The organism is Paeniroseomonas aquatica (genome assembly GCF_030409335.1).
Classification (GTDB): Bacteria; Pseudomonadota; Alphaproteobacteria; order Acetobacterales; family Acetobacteraceae; genus Belnapia; species Belnapia aquatica.
Map to the genome: position 1 here is coordinate 1 of NZ_JAUFPN010000035.1, position 20,780 is coordinate 20,780.

The 20,780-nt window shown below is 70.4% G+C and carries 26 protein-coding genes and 1 pseudogene; 18 read left to right on the top strand and 9 right to left on the bottom strand.

Annotated features, from left to right (window positions below):
- Window positions 1-27: 27 nt before the first annotated feature.
- Window positions 28-357 (bottom strand): conjugal transfer protein TraD, encoded by a 330-nt coding sequence (locus QWZ14_RS03855; RefSeq protein ID WP_290315275.1) that lies wholly within the window; start codon window positions 355-357, stop codon window positions 28-30.
- A gap of 276 nt (window positions 358-633) precedes the next feature.
- On the opposite strand from QWZ14_RS03855, the gene traA reads away from it, so the two are divergent.
- Complete coding sequence (gene traA, locus QWZ14_RS03860) at window positions 634-3,948, top strand: Ti-type conjugative transfer relaxase TraA (RefSeq protein ID WP_408903634.1); 3,315 nt, start codon at window positions 634-636, stop codon at window positions 3,946-3,948.
- 126 nt (window positions 3,949-4,074) lie between these two features.
- Here the strand turns inward: traA and QWZ14_RS03865 are convergent, their stop codons facing one another.
- Together QWZ14_RS03865 and QWZ14_RS03870 are read right to left on the bottom strand one after the other, a co-directional pair.
- The gene (locus QWZ14_RS03865; protein WP_290315251.1) at window positions 4,075-4,200 is read right to left on the bottom strand and encodes a hypothetical protein; all 126 of its coding nucleotides are present in this window, start codon (window positions 4,198-4,200) and stop codon (window positions 4,075-4,077) included.
- A 186-nt stretch (window positions 4,201-4,386) separates the two neighbouring features.
- Window positions 4,387-4,836, bottom strand: coding sequence for a protein tyrosine phosphatase family protein (locus tag QWZ14_RS03870; RefSeq protein ID WP_290315252.1), 450 nt, complete (start codon window positions 4,834-4,836; stop codon window positions 4,387-4,389).
- A gap of 65 nt (window positions 4,837-4,901) precedes the next feature.
- Between QWZ14_RS03870 and QWZ14_RS03875 the strand changes: the two genes are divergently transcribed.
- The 7 genes from QWZ14_RS03875 (at window position 4,902) to QWZ14_RS03905 (ending at window position 9,832) form a co-directional block, all read left to right on the top strand.
- On the top strand, window positions 4,902-5,255 hold the full coding sequence (locus tag QWZ14_RS03875; protein WP_290315253.1) for an ArsR/SmtB family transcription factor: 354 nt from the start codon (window positions 4,902-4,904) through the stop codon (window positions 5,253-5,255).
- 64 nt (window positions 5,256-5,319) lie between these two features.
- On the top strand, window positions 5,320-6,225 hold the full coding sequence (locus tag QWZ14_RS03880) for an MBL fold metallo-hydrolase (protein WP_290315254.1): 906 nt from the start codon (window positions 5,320-5,322) through the stop codon (window positions 6,223-6,225).
- A 9-nt stretch (window positions 6,226-6,234) separates the two neighbouring features.
- Window positions 6,235-6,660, top strand: a complete 426-nt coding sequence (locus tag QWZ14_RS03885) for a YeeE/YedE family protein (protein ID WP_290315255.1) — start codon at window positions 6,235-6,237, stop codon at window positions 6,658-6,660.
- A 1-nt stretch (window position 6,661) separates the two neighbouring features.
- Window positions 6,662-7,126 carry a YeeE/YedE family protein gene (locus tag QWZ14_RS03890; RefSeq protein ID WP_290315256.1) on the top strand — a complete coding sequence of 155 codons (465 nt, stop codon included), beginning with the start codon at window positions 6,662-6,664 and terminating at the stop codon, window positions 7,124-7,126.
- Window positions 7,127-7,146: 20 nt separating this feature from the next.
- The gene (locus QWZ14_RS03895) at window positions 7,147-7,941 is read left to right on the top strand and encodes a sulfite exporter TauE/SafE family protein (protein WP_456307215.1); all 795 of its coding nucleotides are present in this window, start codon (window positions 7,147-7,149) and stop codon (window positions 7,939-7,941) included.
- Window positions 7,942-7,953: 12 nt separating this feature from the next.
- Window positions 7,954-8,340 (top strand): DUF302 domain-containing protein, encoded by a 387-nt coding sequence (locus tag QWZ14_RS03900; RefSeq protein ID WP_290315258.1) that lies wholly within the window; start codon window positions 7,954-7,956, stop codon window positions 8,338-8,340.
- Between the two features lies 1 nt (window position 8,341).
- The gene (locus QWZ14_RS03905) at window positions 8,342-9,832 is read left to right on the top strand and encodes a multicopper oxidase family protein (protein WP_290315259.1); all 1,491 of its coding nucleotides are present in this window, start codon (window positions 8,342-8,344) and stop codon (window positions 9,830-9,832) included.
- A 115-nt stretch (window positions 9,833-9,947) separates the two neighbouring features.
- Here the strand turns inward: QWZ14_RS03905 and merA are convergent, their stop codons facing one another.
- The 4 genes and pseudogenes from merA to QWZ14_RS03925 form a co-directional block, all read right to left on the bottom strand.
- Window positions 9,948-11,375 (bottom strand): mercury(II) reductase, encoded by a 1,428-nt coding sequence (gene merA, locus QWZ14_RS03910; RefSeq protein ID WP_290315260.1) that lies wholly within the window; start codon window positions 11,373-11,375, stop codon window positions 9,948-9,950.
- Window positions 11,372-11,599, bottom strand: a pseudogene (gene merF / locus QWZ14_RS03915) (mercury resistance system transport protein MerF); the annotation flags it as partial. The pseudogene merF and the gene merA, both read right to left, overlap by 4 nt.
- Window positions 11,600-11,659: 60 nt before the next feature.
- Window positions 11,660-11,953, bottom strand: a complete 294-nt coding sequence (locus tag QWZ14_RS03920) for a heavy-metal-associated domain-containing protein (protein WP_290315261.1) — start codon at window positions 11,951-11,953, stop codon at window positions 11,660-11,662.
- A 21-nt stretch (window positions 11,954-11,974) separates the two neighbouring features.
- A complete protein-coding gene (locus tag QWZ14_RS03925; RefSeq protein WP_290315262.1) occupies window positions 11,975-12,445 on the bottom strand; it encodes a mercuric transporter MerT family protein in 471 nt (156 codons plus the stop codon).
- A gap of 87 nt (window positions 12,446-12,532) precedes the next feature.
- On the opposite strand from QWZ14_RS03925, the gene QWZ14_RS03930 reads away from it, so the two are divergent.
- The 10 genes from QWZ14_RS03930 to QWZ14_RS03975 all read left to right on the top strand — a co-directional run bounded on the left by QWZ14_RS03930 (window position 12,533) and on the right by QWZ14_RS03975 (window position 18,807).
- On the top strand, window positions 12,533-12,988 hold the full coding sequence (locus tag QWZ14_RS03930) for a MerR family transcriptional regulator (protein ID WP_290315263.1): 456 nt from the start codon (window positions 12,533-12,535) through the stop codon (window positions 12,986-12,988).
- 163 nt (window positions 12,989-13,151) lie between these two features.
- Window positions 13,152-14,321, top strand: coding sequence for an abortive infection family protein (locus tag QWZ14_RS03935; protein WP_290315264.1), 1,170 nt, complete (start codon window positions 13,152-13,154; stop codon window positions 14,319-14,321).
- Entirely contained in the window at window positions 14,318-14,971 is a 654-nt protein-coding gene (locus tag QWZ14_RS03940; protein WP_290315265.1) for a recombinase family protein, read from the top strand. Before QWZ14_RS03935 ends, QWZ14_RS03940 begins: the two co-directional genes overlap by 4 nt.
- A 103-nt stretch (window positions 14,972-15,074) precedes the next feature.
- On the top strand, window positions 15,075-15,704 hold the full coding sequence (locus tag QWZ14_RS03945; protein ID WP_290315266.1) for an AAA family ATPase: 630 nt from the start codon (window positions 15,075-15,077) through the stop codon (window positions 15,702-15,704).
- Window positions 15,701-16,003, top strand: a complete 303-nt coding sequence (locus tag QWZ14_RS03950; protein ID WP_290315267.1) for a ribbon-helix-helix domain-containing protein — start codon at window positions 15,701-15,703, stop codon at window positions 16,001-16,003. Before QWZ14_RS03945 ends, QWZ14_RS03950 begins: the two co-directional genes overlap by 4 nt.
- Entirely contained in the window at window positions 16,003-16,932 is a 930-nt protein-coding gene (locus QWZ14_RS03955; RefSeq protein WP_290315268.1) for a replication protein RepA, read from the top strand. Before QWZ14_RS03950 ends, QWZ14_RS03955 begins: the two co-directional genes overlap by 1 nt.
- Before the next feature lie 368 nt (window positions 16,933-17,300).
- On the top strand, window positions 17,301-17,495 hold the full coding sequence (locus QWZ14_RS03960) for a hypothetical protein (RefSeq protein WP_290315269.1): 195 nt from the start codon (window positions 17,301-17,303) through the stop codon (window positions 17,493-17,495).
- Window positions 17,496-17,715: 220 nt separating this feature from the next.
- The gene (locus QWZ14_RS03965; protein ID WP_290315270.1) at window positions 17,716-17,979 is read left to right on the top strand and encodes a type II toxin-antitoxin system Phd/YefM family antitoxin; all 264 of its coding nucleotides are present in this window, start codon (window positions 17,716-17,718) and stop codon (window positions 17,977-17,979) included.
- Window positions 17,980-17,995: 16 nt separating this feature from the next.
- Window positions 17,996-18,436, top strand: a complete 441-nt coding sequence (locus QWZ14_RS03970) for a hypothetical protein (RefSeq protein WP_290315271.1) — start codon at window positions 17,996-17,998, stop codon at window positions 18,434-18,436.
- Between the two features lie 95 nt (window positions 18,437-18,531).
- Window positions 18,532-18,807, top strand: a complete 276-nt coding sequence (locus QWZ14_RS03975) for a hypothetical protein (protein WP_290315273.1) — start codon at window positions 18,532-18,534, stop codon at window positions 18,805-18,807.
- On the opposite strand, the gene QWZ14_RS03980 is transcribed toward QWZ14_RS03975, so the two are convergent.
- Together QWZ14_RS03980 and QWZ14_RS03985 are read right to left on the bottom strand one after the other, a co-directional pair.
- Window positions 18,768-20,444 carry a type IV secretory system conjugative DNA transfer family protein gene (locus tag QWZ14_RS03980; RefSeq protein WP_290315274.1) on the bottom strand — a complete coding sequence of 559 codons (1,677 nt, stop codon included), beginning with the start codon at window positions 20,442-20,444 and terminating at the stop codon, window positions 18,768-18,770. The two genes, QWZ14_RS03975 and QWZ14_RS03980, sit on opposite strands and share 40 nt — an antisense overlap.
- Window positions 20,441-20,764 carry a conjugal transfer protein TraD gene (locus tag QWZ14_RS03985; RefSeq protein ID WP_290315277.1) on the bottom strand — a complete coding sequence of 108 codons (324 nt, stop codon included), beginning with the start codon at window positions 20,762-20,764 and terminating at the stop codon, window positions 20,441-20,443. The genes QWZ14_RS03980 and QWZ14_RS03985 overlap by 4 nt, the downstream gene beginning before the upstream one ends.
- Between the last annotated feature and the right edge of the window lie 16 nt (window positions 20,765-20,780).

Below are 20,780 nucleotides of genomic sequence, written 5' to 3' on the forward strand. Positions count from 1 at the left end.
CTGCGGGCGCGATCGGCCTCCAGCCGGTTACGCGCCACCACCAGCCGCCGGAGTGCCCGGTCCAGCCGGCGTAGCTCCAGCCGCATCGCCACCAGATCCGGCCTTGCCGCCATCACGCTTGCTAGTGCGAAACAACGCCTCGCCGCGTTCGGTCCACCTCGCCACCGCCTCGGGCTGCTTCTTGGCCTGCTCGACGGCGGCGAGCAGCACGCCGGCGAGGGCCTCGATGGGCAGGGTATCGGCGCCGGTGACCTGGACCAGCTCGCCGAGGCGGGTGGTCTTCTGGCCCTTGAGCTTCTTGGTCCGTTCCATGAGAGCCTGGAGCTCGGCATCGTAGTCGCGGGGTTTGCGAGCCATCACTAACGTCCATGCTTCGTTCTGCGGCGGGCGCGCCTCGTAGCAGCCCAAAGCAGGCCCGTCATCGCCCCAAGCCAGCAGTTCCGCAGCTGCATCGAGCACCCGCAACACCGCGCCTTCCGTCACGGGCCGCCGGAGCGCAGCGGAGGTGGTCAAGGAAGTGCGCGCTTATACGTCACAACGTGACGTGCGCGGAACAGCGGCAGTCCAGGGTGGCCCGAACGAGCCGATGCCGGTAGCATCCGGCGCGTGGCGATCTACCATTTTTCCGCCAAGGTGATCTCGCGGGCGTCGGGCCGCAGCGCCGTTGCGGCGGCGGCCTACCGCGCGGCCGAGCGGCTGGATGACGAGCGGCTAGGGCGGGCGCACGACTTCACGGCGAAGGCCGGCGTCTTGCATTCGGAGATCTTTCTGCCCGAGGGCGCGCCAGAGCGGTGGCGCGACCGCGCGACGCTGTGGAATGAGGTTGAGGCGGGCGAACGGCGAAAGGACGCCCAGCTCGCGCGGGATGTTGAGATCGCCCTACCCCGTGAGCTGTCGCGGGCCGAGGGAATCGCGCTGGCGCGGGACTTCGTGCGCGAGGAGTTCGTCGCCCGTGGCATGGTGGCGGACCTGAACGTGCATTGGGGCAGAGGCGGCGACGGGGAGGCGCAGCCGCACGCACATGTCATGATGACGATGCGCCGTGTCGAGGGCGACGATTTCGGCCCGAAGGAGCGGGGCTGGAACGGCCGCGATCTGCTGACGGGCTGGCGCGAGCGTTGGGCGGAGCGGGCGAACGCGCGGCTGCACGAGCTGGGGCACGACGCGCGCATTGATCACCGGTCGCTGGCGGCGCAGGGCATCCCCCTTGAGCCGCAGCACAAGGTGGGGCCGGCGGGCGCACGACGGGCGGAGCGGGGCGAGGACGCGGAGCGGCGGGCCGAGCACGATGCCATCGCGCGCAGGAACGGCGAGCGGATCGCCGAAGACCCGAACGTTGCGCTCGACGCGCTCACCCGGCAGCAGTCCACCTTCACGCGGCACGAGCTGGCGCGGTTCGTCTCTCGCCATACCGAGGGGGCGGAGCAGTTCGCCCAGGTGATGGCGAAGGTGGAAGCGGCGCCGGAGCTGGTGCGGATCGGGGAGGACGGGCGCGGGCGGGAGCGGTTCAGCACGCAAGAGATGCTCACCATTGAGCAGCGGATGGAGGAGGCCGGAGCGGTGCTTGCCGGGTCGCCGAAGCGCCGGGTTGACCCGATGGTGGTGGACCGCACCGTGCGCCTCGCAGCCGAGGGCGGTCTGCGGCTGGGTGATGAGCAGGAGAGGGCGGTCGCGCACGTCACGACGGGGCAGGACTTGGCGCTGGTGGTCGGCTACGCCGGGACGGGCAAGAGCGCGATGCTCGGCGTCGCGCGGGAGGCGTGGGAGGCGCATGGCTACCAGGTCCGGGGGGCGGCGCTGTCCGGCATCGCGGCCGAGGGTCTGGAGGCCGGGTCGGGGATCAGGTCACGCACCCTCGCCTCCCTCGAATGGGGCTGGTGCGAGGGGAGTGAAGCAGACCGCCTCACGTCGCGCGACGTGCTGGTGGTGGACGAGGCCGGGATGGTCGGCTCGCGGCAGCTGGAGCGGGTGCTGAGCCAGGCGCGGGAGGCGGGCGCCAAGGTGGTGCTGGTGGGCGACCCGGAGCAGTTGCAGGCGATCGAGGCGGGGGCGGCGTTCCGGGCGCTGGCGGAGCGGCACGGGGCGGCGGAGATCGCGGAGGTGCGGCGGCAGCGCGAGGGGTGGCAGCGGGAGGCCACGCGCGAGCTGGCGACGGGTCGTACCGAGGTGGCGCTGGACCGCTACGAAGAGGTGGGGATGGTGCGGGGGCACGCCACGCAGGAGGCGGCGCGGGCGGTGCTGGTCGAGGGGTGGGCGGCGGGGCGTCACCAGAGTCCACACCAGAGCCAGCTGATGCTGGCGCACACGCGCGCCGATGTGGCGGCGCTGAATGGCCTGGCGCGGGAGCGGTTGCGGGAGGCCGGCGAGCTGGGGCCGGAGAGGGCGGTCGCGACGGAGCGCGGCGAGCGGGTGATGGCGGCCGGGGACCGGGTCATGTTCCTCCGCAACGAGCGGGCGCTCGGGGCGGGGCCGGACGGGCGCGGGGGTGCTGCGGTGAAGAACGGCACGCTTGGGACGGTGCTGGCGGTGGAGGCCGGGGGCGAGCGGCTGACCGTGGCGCTGGACGGGGCAGGGGGGCAAGTCGGGAGGGGTGAGGCCGTGACCTTCTACCTCCGGGACTACGGGCACCTGGACCACGGCTATGCCGCCACCGTCCACAAGGCGCAGGGGGTGACGGTGGACCGGGCGCACGTGCTGGCCGGATCGGGGATGGATCGTCACATGGCGTACGTCGCTCTGACGCGGCACCGGGAGGGCGTCTCGCTCCATTGGTCGGCGGAGGCAATGGGGAGCCGCGAGGGGCTGGCGCGCACGCTGTCGCGGGAGCGGGCGAAGGACACGACGCTGGACTATGACGGGCCGGAGCGGGTCGCGGCGTTCGCGCAGCGGCGCGGGCTGGCGCCCGCAAGCGAGATCGTGGTGCGACGGCCGGAGGAGATCGGGCCTGCGCCGAAGCCGCGCACGCCGACACAGGAGCGGGCGCGGGCGGCGGTGGACCGCGCGCTGCACTGGCACGAGCGGGGGCGCGCCCGGAAGCGCGAGGCCGCCGCGGCGGAGCCGGTGCGGAAGGCGGGGCGCGAGGAGCGGCCGGCGCCGCTGCTGGCGGCGCACCGCAACCCGTGGGGCCGGGACAGCCTCGGGCGGAGCACAACGCCGGGCGAGGTCGCCGCGGCCGTCCGGGCGGACCGGAACGTACAGCACGAGGAGCACCATCTGACGGTCTGGATCGGCAACGCCTACCGCGACCCGGCCGAGGCGCGGCGGCGGCTCCATGTCCTGGAAGCGGCCGAGGGTGGCCCGAAGGGGGCGGAGCGCGCCTTGGACCACGGCGGGCCGGAGCTGTTGGGCGAGTTGCGGGGCAAGGCGGGGTGGTTCGCGTCCAGCGCGGCGAAGACGGAGCGGGAGGCGGCGGTGCGGTGCGCCGACGCACTCGGGGCCGGATTGGTGCGGCTGCGCGAGGCCGAGGAGCGGGCGGGCGCGGCCCACGTGCGGAGCGTCGAGTGGCAGCGGGGGCGGGACGCGGTGGAGATCCCCGGGCTGTCGCCGGCGGCGTGGGGGGCGGTGCGGGCGCTGGAGGCTGCGGAGCGGGAGGGGGTGAAGGACCGGCCCGCCGCGACGCACGGCGCCGAGTATTGGACGTGGCACGGGCGGGCGGATGCGCGCGTCGGGGAGGTCTGGGCGCGCGAAGTGGCGGGCAAGCCTGGGGTGGCGGCAGAATTCGCGGCGGTGGTGGACGCGGCGAAGCAGCGGTTCGGGGACGACGACTTGGCGCGGCTGCGGCGCGGCGGGCGGGAGCTGCACGCGGGGGAAGAGGGTCTCAGCCGGGTAGTCGGAACGGAGAGCCGGGCACGCATCGCGTACGGGGCGGTGGAGAGGGCGGCCGAGCGCCAGCGCGAGGCTGAGCAGGAGCGGCTGGGGCTGCGGCAGGGGCGCGGGATGCGGATGTAGGGGAGTACGCCGCCTACGTGCACGAAGTGGAGGCGCAGCGACTGTTGGCGCCTGCGTCTGCACGAGGCGTCCTTCCGCGTCTCTCGTGCAGCCTGGAGGGGGCACGTTTCCCGGCGATACGTCGCATCAGCCACCCGAGCGGAGGTATTTGATAAGAGCCACAATCCCAAGCACGAGCAGGACGAGGAGCAGGAGCCCGACCAGGCCCATGCCGCCCATCATCCAACCCATACCCTCCATACCCTGCATCATCGTTTCATCCTCAGACTAAATTTCGATTGCTGCCACTCCGCGGGGACATCCTGCGGTAGGAACCTCGTTCTGGAAGGTGGCCTTGCCAGCTCGGTTCGAGGGAGATTGCATTCGCACCCGGCCAAGACGGCTGGAACGCGACTCCTTCCTGCGACCTTCGGCCGGGGTCGCCTCTTGGAGCCCGCCCTACCGGCGCTGATCCAGGTACTGCCTGACGAAGCCTTCGAGTTCGGGGCTCTTCCAGTCGAACCCGAGGTTCCGCGCCCTGGCGAGCGCCTCCTTCCCCGACAGCCCTTCCTGAGTGGCAAGCTGGAGCATGGCAAACGCGCCCGACCTCTTGCCGGAGGCGCAGTGGACGAGCACCGGCCCCGGCAACTCGGACAGCTTCTCCCGGAACTGATCCACCTGCTCGGGCCGTGGGTCCGTGCTGGCAACCGGGATGTGCAGGTAGTCCAGGCTCGCCTTGCGGGCGACCTCCCCTTCCGCTTCCGGTGAGAGCGGTTGGTTCTGCTCGCCTGCCGTCCGCAGGTTGACCACCGTCTTGAACCCCTCCTGGGCCAAGCGCCCCAGCTCTTCCCTGGTCGGTTGGCCGGTGTCGACGCTCAGGCCGTCGCTGAGTTTGATTCTGCGAGCCATGCGACCCTCCGTGCTGTGGTGACCTTGAAGACATATTCACGTTCCATATATCTTCAAGGATGAATATGGCTGAGATGCGCGGCCGGGCGGGCGAGGCGGGACGGTTCCTGAAGTCCCTCGGCAACGAGCACCGGCTGCTGATCCTGTGTTCCCTGGCCGAGGGCGAAAAATCGGTCGGGGAGCTCGAGCGGTTACTGGAGATGCGCCAGCCGCATCTGTCGCAGCACCTGACCCGGCTGCGCGCGGATGGGCTGGTGATGACCCGCCGCGTGTCGCGGACGGTCTATTACCGGCTGGGCAGCGAGCCGGCGGAGCGGCTGATCGGCCTGCTCTACGAGCTGTTCTGCGCCAGGGACGTGGCACCCGCCCTGGCCACCGATGGCACCCCGCCAGCGGACGGCACGACGACGGATGCGTGAAGCGACACGCGATTAACGGCCCAACCCCGCCCCAGCGGCGGAATGCCCATGCAAGGAGGTGACCATGGCTGACCATCGTCCGGCAGTGACCGGCTTCTACCACGAGGAGACCAACAGCATCGCCTACGTGGTCGCGGACCCTACGACCCGGCGCTGCGCGCTGATCGACCCGGTGCTTGACTTCGACCGCGCCTGCCGGGGCACCCACACCCAGTTCGCCGAGGAGATGGTGGCGTTTGTGCGCGACCAGGGGCTGACGGTGGAATGGATTCTCGACACCCATCCGCACGCCGACCACTTCTCCGCCGCGCCCTACCTCAAGGAGGTGTTCGGCGCGCCGACGGCCATCGGCGAGCACGTCGTCACCGTGCAGAAAATCTGGAAGGAGATTTACCACCTCCCCGACTTCCCGGCCGATGGCTCGCAGTGGGACCGCCTGTTCAAGGACGGCGAGCGCTTCCACGTCGGCGAGCTGGAGGCGGAGGTCATCTTCTCGCCCGGCCACACGGCAGCCTCGATCACCTACGTCATCGGCGACGCCGCCTTCATCCACGACACGCTGTTCGTGCCGGACAGCGGCACGGCGCGGGCCGATTTCCCCGGTGGTGACGCCTGCGCGCTCTACCGCAGCATCCGCCGCATCCTGTCGCTACCGCCGGAAACCCGCCTGTTCACCGGCCACGACTACCAGCCGGGCGGGCGCGCGCCGCAGTGGGAAGCGACCGTGGCCGAACAGCGCCAGCACAACATCCACGTCCATGATGGCGTGGGCGAGGACGAGTTCGTGCGGATGCGCCAGGAGCGCGACCGCACGCTGGCCTTCCCCGGCCTGCTGCTGGATGCGTTGCAGATCAATATTCGTGGTGGCCGCTTGCCCGAGCCCGAAGCGAACGGAGTTTCCTACCTGAAAATCCCACTTAATTATTTTAACGAAACAGGCTGCGCAGCCATTCGCAACCCCAAAAGCTGAGCCGTATCCATGGACAATTTCACTCCCGTTTCCGCCTTCTTCGGCGGCGTCCTGATCGGGCTGTCGGTGGTGGTGCTGCTGCTGACGAACGGCCGCATCGCCGGCGTCAGCGGCGTTGTGAGCGGGTTGCTTGTGTCTAGGGTGCACGACGCGGGGTGGCGGCTGGCCTTCATCCTGGGCCTGATCGCCGCCCCGCTACTCTATGCGGCCGTGGCCGGAGGGGTGCCGCCGATTGCCGTGACCTCCTCCACCGGGCTGCTCATCGCCGCCGGCCTGCTGGTCGGCTTTGGCGCGCGGCTCGGCAGTGGCTGCACCAGCGGGCATGGCGTCGCCGGCATCGCCCGTCTGTCACCGCGCTCCTTCGTGGCGACGGGCGTGTTTCTGACCGCCGGGATGGTTACCGTGTTCGTCACCCGCCACGTGATGGGGGGCTGAGATGCGCCAGACCATTGCCGCCCTGTTGGCCGGATCGCTGTTTGGCCTGGGCTTGACGCTCTCGCGGATGGTCGATCCGGCCAAGGTGCTCAGCTTCCTTGATATCGCCGGAAACTGGGACCCGAGCCTTGCCCTGGTTCTAGTCGGCGCAACGGGAACAGCTGCCATCGGCTTCCGGCTCGTCCTCGGCCAGCGGTCCGCACCGCTCTTCGCCGAAACCTTCAGTCTGCCAACCGCGCGCGACATTGACCCGCGCCTAGTCATCGGCGCGGCGATCTTCGGCATCGGCTGGGGCCTGGTCGGGCTCTGTCCCGGCCCGTCGCTGGCGGGCCTGGGACTCGCCTTCCGGCCGGTGGCGATCTTCGTCATAGCGATGCTCGTGGGCATGGCGGCGTTTGAGCTGATGGGCCGCCTGCGGTCACGAGCCGGCGCGTCAGCCTCGCCGGCCCCGAGCACCGGGCGCTGAAGCGGGAGCAGGTTGAACCTATGATGGACCTCTCGCTCTTGCAGGCTGGGCTTTCCGTGCTGTCCGGCTCCGTCGTTGGCTTCGCGCTCGGCCTGATCGGCGGCGGCGGCTCAATCCTGGCGGTGCCCCTGTTGCTTTATGTCGTCGGCCTGCCGAATGCGCACATGGCTATCGGGACCAGTGCTCTGGCGGTCGCCGCCAACGCCTTCGCCAACCTGGCGCAGCATGCGCGCAATGGCACGGTGAAGTGGCCCTGCGCCGCTGTGTTCGCCGTTGCCGGTGTGCTTGGTGCGCTCCTGGGATCGACCCTCGGCAAGGCGGTCCAGGGTGACTGGCTGCTGCTGCTGTTTGCCCTGGTGATGATCGCGGTCGGCGTGGCGATGCTGCTGCGGCGAGGCGGCGAGGGCGATCCGTCGGTGCGCATCACGCCGGCCATCGGCGTGCGGCTGGCGGGGATCGGCTTCCTGACCGGCCTGCTCTCCGGCTTTTTCGGCATCGGCGGTGGGTTCCTGATCGTGCCCGGCATCATGCTCGGCAGCGGCATGGCGGTCCTGAACGCCGTGGGCTCGTCCCTGCTGTCGGTCGGAGCCTTCGGCACCGCCACCGCCGTGAACTACGCGGTCTCCGGGCTCGTCGATTGGCCGGTGGCCGGCCTGTTCATCGTCGGTGGGGTGGCCGGTGGGACGCTTGGCATGCGCCTGGCGGTCCGCTTGGCGGGCCGGAAGGGGATGCTCACCCGCGTCTTCGCGGGCGTCATCTTCGCCGTTGCCGCGTACATGCTCTACCGCAGTGTGGGCACGTTTCTTGTTTCATAAAAGGAGACAGCCATGAGCTACTATTTTTCCAGAACGGTCGATGCGCGGTTCGAGGATGCCGTCGCCCGCACGCGCGAAGCGCTGAAGCTTGAGGACTTCGGCGCCATCGCGGAAATCGACGTGCAGAAGACCTTCAAGTCGAAGATCGGCGTGGATTTCCGACCCTACCTCATCCTGGGCGCCTGCAATCCGACAATGGCCCACGAGGCGCTGCAGGTGGAGGACAAGGTCGGCACGATGTTGCCGTGCAACGTCGTGGTTCAGGAACGCGCCGAAGGGCGCGTGGAGATCGCAGCCATTGATCCAGTCGCGTCGATGCAGGCGATCGAGAATCCTGGCCTCACCGAAAAGGCCGCCGCGGTCGCCAGAAAGCTCCAAAGCGCGCTGGAGCGGATCTGAGATGCCCAAGCTTGACCGGCGCTCCCTGCTCGTAGGCGGCGGGCTGCTGCTCTCCTCAGCCTGCTCGCGTCAGTTTGCGATTCCCGGAAGCGCTGCGGAAACCGACCGTCCACTCCCGATCCCGGCCTTGCTCGACGCCCGCCAGCAGGGACAGGTCATCGCTCTAAGCGCCCAGGCCGGGAGGACCTCCTTCTATCCAGGCCGGCCAAGCGACACGCTTGGGTACAACGGCAGCTATCTCGGGCCAACGCTCAGGGTCCACCGCGGCGACGAGGTGAAGGTCGCCGTCACCAACAGGCTGTCGGCCGACACGACGGTGCATTGGCACGGGCTGCTGATTCCCGGCGAGCTGGACGGCGGTCCGCACCAGCTGATCCCGCCCGGCACCACTTGGCGCCCGAACCTGCCGGTCCGCCAACCGGCGGCGACGCTGCTCTATCATTCGCATGTCCATGGCCTGACGGCAGAGCAGGTCTATTCCGGCTTGGCCGGGATGCTGATCGTGACGGACCAGGAGGAGCAGGGCCTGGGGCTGCCGTCTGACTACGGCGTCGATGACCTGCCGCTGCTGATCCAGGACCGCCAGTTCCAGGATGGGCGGTTGGTGATGCCTGCGGGAATGATGACCGCCATGCAGGGCCGGCGGGGCGACACCATTCTGGTGAACGGCGCGCCCAATCCCCTGGCCGCGGTGCCGAACCGCCTGGTCAGGCTGCGCCTGGTCAACGGCTCCAACGCCCGCATCTACGACCTTTCCTTCAGCGACGGGCGCGGCTTCCACTGGATCGGCACCGAGGGCGGCCTGCTGGAACGGTCGGTGGCACTGCGGAGCCTCACCTTGGCGCCCGGGCAACGGGCCGAGATCCTCGTGGATTTCGCCGACGGCAGGACGGTCTCTTTGGTGACCGGTCCGGATGCCAATGCGTCGATGATGGGCATGATGGGAAGCACCGGAATGATGGGCGGCCGGTCCGCCGCGGCGGGTCCTACCTCAACAATGACGGTGCTACGGTTTGCGCCCCGGGCGATGGCCAACTCCGGCGCCAGGACCTCCGCACCGGATCTCCTCGTCCCGCGTGTTCGTCCCGATCCCACCAAGGCCGTTCGGCGCCGCCGCCTGGTTCTGAACATGGGGATGGGCGGCATGATGGGGGCTGGCGGCGGAATGACCCTGACGATCAACGGCAAGCCGTTCGACAGGGGCCGCGTCGACGAACGGGTGAGGCTTGGCGACGTGGAAATCTGGGAAGTCTCAGGCCAGATGATGAAGCACCCCATCCACATCCATGGCGTGCATTTCGATGTTCTGCGTCGGGATGGCGGAAGGCCCGACCTGCTCGACCAGGGGGCCAGAGACACCGTCCTTGTGAAAGAGCCGGTCGAACTCCTGATCCGATTCGACCAGCCAGCCTCGACGGCGCCGTTCATGTACCACTGCCATGTCCTCGAGCACGAAGATAACGGCATGATGGGGCAGTTTACCGTGTCCTGACGGGATTTCAGAGTACATTACCCTTTTGTCAAACGCCGGACAGTCAGCGTGCAACGGGCGCTTCAGCGCCTCACGCGCGGAAGGAGCAGGGCGGTGAAAGACGAGCGCGAGAAGGTTAATCCGCGCAGCAGGACAGCTTTCTCGGGTCCTTGGTCCGGGCGATTGCGGCCACCTTCAGTGCCTCGGCCATGGTGGGGTACACGTGCAACAGGTCCACATAGTCCCCGATCCTGGCCCGGAAGCGCAGCGCCATGGCCGCTTCGTGGATCACCTCGGCCGCGGCCTCGCTCACCATGGACACACCCAGCACCTCGTCCGTGTCCCGGCCCGCCACCATCTTGATGATCCCGCGCGTGTCGCGGATCGCGCCCGCGCGCGGCACCAGGTCTATCGGCAGCGTCGTGCACCAGCAGCGGTGGCCGGCGGCGACCGCCTCGGCCTCGGTGACGCCGACGATGCCGATCTGGGGATCGGTGAAGATGGCACGCGGGATCACCCGGCCGTCGAAGCGTCGTGCCTCGCCCCCGAGCGCGTTGTGGCCGGCGATCTTGCCCTGCCGCGCACCCACCGGGGTCGCCATCTGGCTCCGGTGCTGGGTGCCGATCACATCGCCCGCTGCGAAGACGTGCGGCAGGTTGGTGCGGAGCTGCTCGTTCACCACGACCTCGCCGCGCTCGTTCACGGCGATGCCCACCGCCTCCAGGCCGATTCCGTCCGTGTTCGGGCGCCGGCCTGTGGCGACGAGCAGCCGCTCGGCGCGGACCTCGCGCACGGCGTCGCCGACCCGGGCCGTGGCCATGATCCCGCCCGCGCCGGGCTGGACCCGCTCCACGGTGGCGCGGGTCAGGACTTCGATACCTTCCTCGATGAGGATGGCACCGATGGCGCGGCCGACCTGCGGCTCGTAGCCGCGGGCCAGGAGCTGCGGGTTGCGGTCCACGATTGTGACCCGGGTGCCGAAGCGGGCGAACATCTGCCCGAGTTCGAGCGCGATGTAGCCGCCGCCCACGATCAGCAGCGAGGCCGGCAGCTCGGTCAGCTCCATCGCCTCGCCGTGGGTCAGCAGGTCGCTCGTGAGGTAAGGAACGGCGTCCAGGCCGGGGATGTCCGGGACGACGGGCCGCGATCCGGTGGCGACGAGGAACGCCTGCCCGGTCAGGCGCTTGCCGCCCACCTCGACCGTGCGCGCGTCGAGGAAGCGCACGTCGCCCTCCTCGATCCCGAACCTCCCGCCCACCAGGCTGTCGTACTTCTTCTCCCGGTAGACGCGGATCACCTCATCCTTCTGCGCGACCAGCTCGCGGAAGTTGACCTTGACCTCGCAGGGCGTGAGTCCGGGATAGCGCGGGTTGCGCGCGTCGTGGACGAGCTTGGCCGCCTCGATCAGGTTCTTCGACGGCAGGCAGCCGCGGTTGACGCAGGTCCCGCCAATGGTGCGGTTCTCCGTCATCACGGCCGTCTTGCCCAGTTCCTGCGCGGTCAGCGCCGCCGCGAACGCGGTCGAGCCGGAGCCCAGGATCACGAGGTCGTAGGTGTCGGTCATCGGTGGTCCTGGTTCGGCAGGGGCGAACCGCCTGCTTTGGCGGCGTTACCCACGGCCTGCGCGGGGGCGTGCCGGCGCAGGCTCCACAGAGCGAGGGCGATCACGCCGAGGCAGAGGGCGAGCGGCGGCAGGAGGACGTAGTCGGCCCAGGCAAGCCAAGTGGACACCCCGGACGCGCCGAGCGCGACTGCGAGCAGGGGCGTGCTGCAGCACAGCGCCGTGACGAGGCCGCCAGCGCGATGCCGGTGCTCAGGACGATGCGGTCGGCGGCGTCCAGGGCTGCCCTACTCCACCGCTCGCGACGGGAACCCGGCATTGGCCGTCGCCTGTACCAGGGCCGCGACGTCCGTCCTGGCGGCGTCGAAGGTCACCGTCGCGGTGGCCGTCCCGGAGCCTTCGACGACCGCCACCCGGCTCACACCGGGTAGGCGGGCCAGGGTCCGCTTCACGATGGGCGCGCAGGTGACGCAGGAGATGTTCTCCACTTCGAGGGTTGCCGTACGCTCGGCGGCGAAGGCGATGGCGCTGCTGGCCAGGACGAGGCTCAGGGCAGCGGCGAGGCGGGTGATCGACGTCATGTCGGGCTCCCTTGAGGGCGGCTACAGGAGGATCGACGCAGCGTAGGGGAAGGCAAGGGCCGCCGCGACGAGGGCGGCCGCGCTCCAGAGGGCGACCTTGGCGATCCGGTCGGAGGCCGGTCGGGCGCAGTACGAGCCTTCAGCGCAGGCCGCGGCCTTGGGCTTGCGGTAGACCGCGAAGAACCCGCCCGCGAGGCAGGCTAGGGCGACGGCCAGGAAGATCGGCTGGTAGGGCGCGAGGGCAGTCAGGTTGCCGATCCAGGCGCCGCTGACCCCGACGAGGAATAGGCCGAGAGGCAGTAGGCAGCAGCTCGACGCGCCAAGAGCGCCCAGCAGCCCCACCGTCGCCAGCAAAGCCGTCGGCGGGCCATTCCTGCCTGTGGTCCGTTGCTCAGTCTCACCGGCGGCGGGGTCGTTCAGGATGAGCGATACCGGAGCGGCGCCTCGCGCGCGACGATCCGCAGCGGCGGGCTCGACGGCAGCGTCGGACATGTCAGGGCTCCTTGGCAGCAGCATCGGGCGACCCTACCGTCTGTAGCGACTACAGACTCAAGTCCTTTTTTCGGGGAGCCGAAATCCATGGCACAGGGCGGCATCGCTATCGGCGAACTCTCGCGCCGGACCGGCTGCAATATCGAGACGATCCGCTACTACGAGCGCATCGGTCTATTGCCGGTGCCGGCTCGCCGCGGCCGCTACCGCCTTTACGGCGCCGAGGACGTGGGACGGCTGGCGTTCGTGCGCCGGGCACGCGAACTCGGCTTCACGCTCGATGAGGTGCGTGCCTTGCTCGGGCTGGCCGCCGGGGGCGGGGGCGCCTGCGCCGAGGTGCGCGAGATCGCCGCCGCGCACTTGGCCGAAGTGCGGGCGAAGCTCGCGGACCTGCGGGCGATGGAGGGGGTGCTCGCAGACGCGGTTCATCAGTGCGACATGGGCGAGACGCCCGGGTGCCCACTGATCGGCGTGCTCGCATCGGAGCTGGCCCGAATCCGATCCCATGGAGCCTTGGCTCATGTTCGGAGGTGCAGCAGTTGAAGGAGCGGGCGGCGGCTGCTTGAAGCGGCGTCGGGGCGGGCCGCCGTTACCATTGATCCCAGAGCGCTCCCGTCGCGGTCGCGGCCCCGCCGTGCGCATGGCGCTGTTGCGAATCTAAACCTCCGTTTAGAGTCCCTACAGCACCGCCCCGGACCCACCGCCAGTGACCATCGCCGTCTCCCCCGCCCAGCTCAGATCGCTTGTCGTGGATGCGCTCTACCCCGTGAGCGCCAACAAGCTGCCGGACGTGTGCGTCCGGTTCGGCCTTGCGGCCGGCACAGGCGAGGAGGCGTTTCGGAGCAAGCGCACCTATGTCGAGAGTAGGCTCAGCCCCCTCCCCTTCGATCAGATCCTAGCCGTCGCGCGGGCCGTGCAGGAGGACACACCCGACCACGAGCTGGGTGACGTCCTCGCGAGGATTGACGAGATGGGCGAGCGCGCCGTTTCGGAGCTGACCCGGCGCGCGGTCCTGGACGTGCTCGACACGTGCGAACTGTCCGACCGCATCGACCTCGTCGAATTCATCAGCGGCATGTGGCCGGTGGAGCGGATGTCTTCGCCCTACGATGGTGACCTGTGTTCGTTTGCCGATGCGATGGTGCGGCACACGCGCCGCAACGACGATTGGACCAACGGCGATCTGCTGCGGCACCTGGGCCTGCTCGGCTGCTCGCAGCGACGCTTCTTCGGCCTCCTTGAGGCTGCGCTGCACCCGCGCACGCGCGGCGAGGAGGAGCAGCGCTGGCTCGCCGACACGATTAACGGACCGCTGCGCCGCGACGGCTTCGCACTGCTGCCGACGGGGCGCCTTTCGGGCTACCCCATCTATTCCGTCCAAGAGGTGACGCCCTCGCACGCCAGCGGCGCGCCCGCCGACGCCGACATATCGGCCGTCCTCGGCGCCTTCGATGAGGCGGGCGTGCAGGCAGCCTGGATGAAAGCGCTGGAGCGGCGCGACCGGGATCCGGAGGGCGCCATCACCATGGCCCGCACGCTCCTGGAGAAGGTCTGCAAGCACATCATCGAGGAGGCCAGCGGAAGCTACGGAGAGAACGACGACTTGCCGAAGCTGTATCGCGCTGCGGCGGAGAAGCTGAACCTGGCCCCAAGCCAGCACACCGAGGAAACCTTCAAGGTGATCCTCGGCAACTGCCAAGCCGTGGTGCAGGGCATCGGCACCATCCGCAACAAGCTCGGCGATTCGCACGGCACGGGCCGGAAGCCCGCCCGTCCGCAGCCGCGCCACGCGGCGCTCGCGGTGAACCTTGCCGGGACGATGGCAGCCTTTCTTGTCGCGACGTGGGCAGCGCGGCAGGCGGAGAAGGCGGCATGACCGGCGCCTTCGTCGCCTACTACCGCGTCAGCACCGACCGGCAGGGCCGCTCCGGACTGGGCCTGGACGCGCAGCGCGAGGCGGTGGCGCGCTTTTTGGCCACCCGCCCAGGCGCCGCGCTACTGGGCGAGTTCACCGAGGTAGAGAGCGGGCAGCGCGCCGACCGTCCACAGCTCGCCGCGGCGCTAGCGCTGGCCCGCCGGCGCCGGGCAACACTGGTCATCGCCAAGCTGGACCGCCTGGCGCGCTCGGTGGCTTTCATCGCTGGGCTGATGGAGGGCGGCGCGCCGTTTTTGGCCTGCGACAACCCGCACGCCACCCCGCTGACGATCCACATCCTCGCCGCGGTGGCCCAGCACGAGCGCGAGGCGATCTCGGCGCGCACCAAGGCAGCGCTCGCGGTCGCCAAGGCGCGCGGCACCCGGCTGGGCAACCCGGATGGCGGCCCGGCGCGAGTGCTAGCAGCGGCGGCAAATCGGGCGGGGGCGGCGCGGCGGGCGGAGGCGGTGCGCCCGCTGGCCGAGCGGCTGGCGAGCGAGGGCCTGAGCCTGCGCGCCGTGGCGCGCGAGCTGGAGGAGCGCCGCGTGCCCACCCCTCGTGGCGGGCGCTGGCACGCCGCCAGTGTCCGCGCTCTGCTGGCGAGGGCATAGGAGCAAGGCCACAAGTCCGTCGAATTGTCTGCTAGGCGACGCGCCGATGTGTCTGTATGCTGATATGTCGACAATGCGAGGCGTCGAAGTGCAGACTTTGGCTATGATCGCCCAGAAGGGTGGAACGGGTAAAACGACCTTGGCCCTTTCGCTTGCCGTGGCGGCTGAGGCAGCAGGGCAGAGCGTCATTGTCATAGACCTGGACCCCCAGGCCAGCGCGTGCCGGTGGGGCGACCGCCGAACCGCCGAAGCACCCGCCGTCATGGACGCTCAGCCCGCCCGCCTCGCTGCCGCCCTCGCCAAAGCGGCCCAGGCCGGCTTTGACCTCGTCATCGTGGACACGCCTGCGCGTGTGGAACAGGCCGCGGCGGAGGCCGCGAAGGTCGCGGACCTCGTCCTGATCCCCTGCAAGCCGTCCATCCTGGACCTCGAAACCCTCCGCACCACCGCGGAGCTAGTGCAGGGCCGGTCCAAGCGTCCGCCGTTGGTGATCCTCAACGCGGTTCCGGCCCAGGGCACCCGGCACGAGCAGGCTGCCGAGGCGATCACGGGCATGGGGCTGGCGGTGTGTCCAGTTCACGTCGGGCAGCGCGTGGCGTTCGAGTACGCCGCGCAAGCGGGGCAGAGCGTGACTGAGTACGAGCCAGACGGGCGCGCCGCGTCGGATATTCGACACCTCTACGATGCGATATGTCAGATTGTCGGCATGTCGAAGAAGGAGCGGGCACAGTGAACAAGCGGCCAAATCTGGCTGCCGTGGCGGCGGCGGCCGGCAGCACCCGGCGTCGGGACCCCGAGCCGGCGCCACCTCCGACACTTGAGGCGCGCGAGCTGGCCATCCCCAGGACGCGGGTGGGGACGAAGCAGATCGCCGCCCATTTCCCCGAGGACGTGGCTTGGCAGCTCCGGGCGCTGGCCGTGGAGCGGAAAACCACCGTGCAGAACCTCATGGCCGAGGCGCTGAACGACCTGTTCGCGAAGCACGGCAAGCCCGAGGTGGCCCCCCTGGAGCGGGCGCGCGGGCTGTCCTGATGGCCGAGGAGGCGCCACTAGGCGGGCCGCTTCTGTCGAACACGACGCGCCGTCTTCTCGACGCCGCCGAGACGCTCCGCCGCGGCCCGCCCTTTGAGTTGGACTTCCTGCACACCGTCCTCACGCAAACCGGGCTGCCGTTCCGCAACCCCGGCGACGCGCGGACGTGGGAGCGGCAGCAGGGCGGTGCCGCGCTCCGCATTGAGGCGGGTGCCGTGGCCGACCCGCGCACCGGCGGGTTCCGCACCGTCGGCGTGCCCTTCGGCGAGAAGGCGCGGCTGGTGCTGATCCACCTCACCGGCGAGGCCCTCCGCACCGGCTCCCCCGTGGTGGATGTCGAGGACAGCCTGACCGCCTACGTGCGCGGGTTGGGGCTGCCGACCGACGGTCGGACCATCGGCACGGTGAGGGAGCAGCTCGCGCGTCTTTCGGCCGCGACCGTGCGGCTCGCCTACTTCACGGAGGGGCGGGCGGCGCAGGTGAACGCCGCGCTGGTGACAGGCCTGGATCTTTGGGCGCCCCGCGATCCGCGGCAGCGCGTGCTGTGGCCCAGCACGGTTCGCCTGTCCGACGACTACTTCGCCAGCATCCAGAGCCACGCCGTGCCCCTCGCCCGACCCGCGATCCGGGCGCTGGCGCACTCGGCGCTGGCGCTCGACGCCTACTGCTGGCTCGCCCAGCGGCTGCACCGGGTGCCGGTCAGCAAGCCGCAGGCCGTGTCGTGGTCGGCGCTGCGTGACCAGTTCGGGCAGGGCTTCGCGCGGGAGCGCGACTTCCGCCGGCAGTTCCGCGAGACGCTGCGGAGCGTCCTGACGGTCTATCCCGACGCGCGGCTGGAAGACGGCGAAGACGGGCTTCTGCTGCACCACTCCCGGCCCCCGGTGACGCCCCGGATCGCGCCGCGGGCGTCAAAGCTCCCCCTTCCGTAGGCTGTGGGAAACCGACTTATCCACGAGCACTTGGTCGCGCCAAGCACGAGCACTTGGTCGCNACATAATATAGAACCGATAGGTAAGCCTATAATCTTCCGGTAGTTGGCGGGCCTACCTGTGGAAAACCTTCAGGACACCTGTTCGGCAGATCACCCCCCTTCGGTCAAACGAGAGGGTTCATGCCCCGGTGCTCGGAGCCGTCAAGGACGCTCGCCCCTGGCTCGCGCCGCTGCGCGGTGCCTTCGGCATCCCTGACCGCCCCTGCGCGCCGCGGCGACCAGGCAGGGTCGGGACGGAAGGCATCCCGACCTTCAACCCGTCGCCTCCGGCGCGGGTCGAACAGAAGGCTGGGGGAAGAGGAAGCGATGGACGGCACGGGCACGGACGAAGCCCCAAGGAAACAGGAGCTAGCGAGCGACGATCCCGTGTGGGCAGCGGCAGTGCCGTTCCCGCCGGGGTTGGTGCGCCGGTTGGAGGCGTTGGCGGCTGAGATCGGCATGGTGGACCTCGACACCCCCATCGTTGTACCCGTCGCGCTCGGCGAGTCAGAACCGCATTGAGCGGTGGCGGCCGGAGGGGCTGCGCCAGAAGCCTCGCGAATCCCTCTTTCCAAGCCGTACAGGGCATCGGAGGCATCCGCATGAGGGTGAATAGCCCCTCGGCGCCTGTGGACCGCCAGTGGCCTCCCTAGGCGACCGCGGCCAAGTCTTGCGGCAGGGAAGCCAGACACGTATCTTCTGAATTGCTCAGATTGTTCGAGTTATTCAAGGAATTGGGATCATGCGAGTCACGACGGCCGAGTTCATCAAGGGCTATGGCCGGCTTGCCGACCGGGCGCTGGCCGAACCCGTCACCATCACCAAGAACGGGCACGACCGCCTCGTGCTCCTCTCGGCCGGGGAATACGAGCGCCTCCGCCGCCGCGACCGGCGCGCGGTCCTCCCGGAGGAGTTGACCGAGGAGGAAGTCGCCGCCATCGCCACAGCCGAGGTGGACCTCCGCCACGCCCACCTGAACAAGGAAGCCCGAGGCTGGCAGCCCTGAGTCGGCTCCCAACTCGGTGAGCTGGCCCGCACCGGAGCCCGGCCTCGTCGTGCGCTACGCCTACCTGTGGCGGCGTGAGCAGGAGGCGGGGCGGGAGGAGGGGACGAAGGACCGGCCCTGCGCCGTCGTGCTGGCCCTCGCCGGCGAGGAGGGCGAGCGACCGCGGGTAATCGTACTGCCGATCACCCACTCGCCCCCGCAGCCGCCGACTGAAGGCATCGAGCTGCCGCCGGCGACGAAGCGCCGACTTGGGCTGGACGACGAGCGGTCTTGGGTGGTGGTGAGCGAGGCGAACCGCTTCCTGTGGCCCGGCCCCGATCTGCGCTTCCTGCCCGGGCAGGGGCCGGAGAGCGCCGCCTACGGGGTGCTGCCGCCCGACGTGTTCCGCGCCGTGCGCGACCGCTTCCTCGCCGGGCTGCGGACGCGCCGCGCCGCCGTCGTGCCGCGCACGGAGTAGGAGCAGGAGGCAGCACGGCCGATTTTCGGAAGCTGCCGGGGCGTCGTGACGCGAGGGTTGGTGCCATCTGCAACAGCCAGAAGGCAACCGACTCCGTGACCCATATCACCACCATTGCCACGCTGCGCCAGGCGGCGCTCAACGCCATCGCCACGACGCGCAGCTTGTGCCCCGACGATCAGCTCGCGTCCCTCTGGACCACCCTGCGCCGGAAGGAGGTGGCGGACTGCCTCGCCATCCTGAACCGCGACGCCGCGGCGCTCCCCGACCCGGCCGAACGCGAGGCGGCCCGCCGGGCGGCCGAGGAGGTCCGGGACGCCCTCGGTGCGCCTCACCCGTCCGCCAGTCCCTTGAACTCCGGGTCGGAGTAGTGCCGGAGCTTGGCCGCGAGGACGGGAGGCTTGCCAGGTCGGAGCAGCACCTGGAGGTGCGGGGGCAGGCGCATGGCCTCGTCCGGCGTCAGCAGGGGCCGGCCCGCGAGGTGGGTGGAGGTGCCTTCGCTGACGCTGGCGTGGCCTCTGCCGAAGGCGGCAAGGCCGGCCGGGCTGCTGCTACCGGAGGAGGAGGTCTCGTACTCGACGGTGGCGTTGCCGAGGGTGCGGGAGAGCCAAGTGGCGGTGTTGAGGTCGGCGGGTGCAGAAATCTGCACGAGGCCCGAGTTGGCAAGGAAGGTGGCGGCCGACTCGCCGTAGGCGGCGCGCAGCTGGGCCATGTCCTGCAGGATGGGCCAGAGCTGGAGGCCGAGGCCAGCCATCAGCCCCGCCGCTGACAAGACAGGTTCCAGGCGGCCGAGGGCGGCGAACTCGTCGAGCAGCAGGAGGACGGGCGGCGTGCCGGGCCGCTGCGGGGCGCGGGCCAGCTCAGAGATCCCTTGGGCCACCAGCAGGCGCAGCCAGCGGGCGTAGGCCGCCATGCGGTCGGGCGGCAGGACCAGAAAGACGGTCGCCGCGCCGTCGCGGAGGTCACGCCAGCGGAAGTCGGAACGCGCCATGGAGGCGGCCATGCGCGGGCTGTCGAGGAAGTGGGTGTGGCGCTGGGCGGCGGAGAGCACGCCGGCGGCCTCGCGGTCGGCCTTGCCGAGCTGACGCGCGGCGGCGCGGGCCACCAGTCCGCCCGCCGCGCCAGCGTCGGCTAGCATGGACCGCAGCAGCGCCTCCCACTCGCGCGGCGGCAGGGTGAGGCGGGCGCGGAGCGTGGGCAGGCCGCGGGCGCCCGGGGCCGCATCCACCGCGTGCCCGGAGCCGGTCAGGCCGGCGCAGGCGAGATGCATCAGCAGTCCCGCGACGAGGGCCTTGGCCTCCTCGTTCCAATGGGCCTCCGCCACCTGCCCCGGCGGATCGAAGACGAGGGCGTCCGCCAGCGTCGCGGCGTCGTCGGCCAGGTCGGGGGAGGAGGGGTCGAGGACCGCCGTAGGGTCGTAGCAGGACGCAGGCTCACCGGAGGCGCCGAAGGGGTCCAGCACCCAGACCAGCCCGAAGCGGCGCCGGGCGCGCGCGGCGATGCGTGCGTTCTCCCCCTTGGGGTCCACGCAGACGACGGGGCGGGGTGCCGTGAGGAGATTGGGCAGCACGGTGCCGACGCCCTTGCCGGAGCGGGTGGGCGCGACGGTCAGCAAGTGGGCGGGGCCGGCGTAGCGCAGCGGCTCGCCGCGGCGATCGGCGGCGCGGCCGACGAGCAGGGCGGCGGGGTCGCGGGCGAGGGCAGGCGCGGCCAGTTCCGCCACCTCGCGCGTCCCGGCCCAGGCGGCGGAGCCCATCACGTCGGGGGGTCCAGGACGGCGGAAGCTGTCCAGGAAGGCGAAGACGGCGGCAAGCACGCCGGTGAGCATGGCGCCGCCATTCCAGACGACGCCGCCCCACTCTTTGGGGGCGAGCAGGCCGAGCAGGGCGAAGACAACGAGGCCCGCGAGCATGCCGATGACGCCCGAGACGGCGGCGCGCACGAGGGCGGTGCCGAGGCGCCAGGTGAAGCCGATGCCGTCCAGCACAGCCAGCAAGGCGGCCCTCATGCGGGCCTCTCCCCTGCCGCGTCCACTTCCTCCTGCCCCAGCACGCCCGCCGCCGCGGCGGCCTCGCGGTCGGCGGCGAAGGCGCGCAGCCCGGCGCGGCGCCAGCGGGCGCGCAGGTGAGCGGGATCGTCGTCGCCGTGCCCCTGGAGCTGTGCCGCGACGTGCAGGAGGGCGCCGAGCATGGTAGCGCGGTCGTCGTCCGTCAGCTCGACGAGGCCGGCCTTGCTGACGAGGCCGCCGAGCTCGATCAGGTGACGGGTGCGGGCGCGGCGGGCGAGGGCCCAATCGCGGGTATCGCTGCGGGCGCGATCGGCCTCCAGCCGGTTACGCGCCACC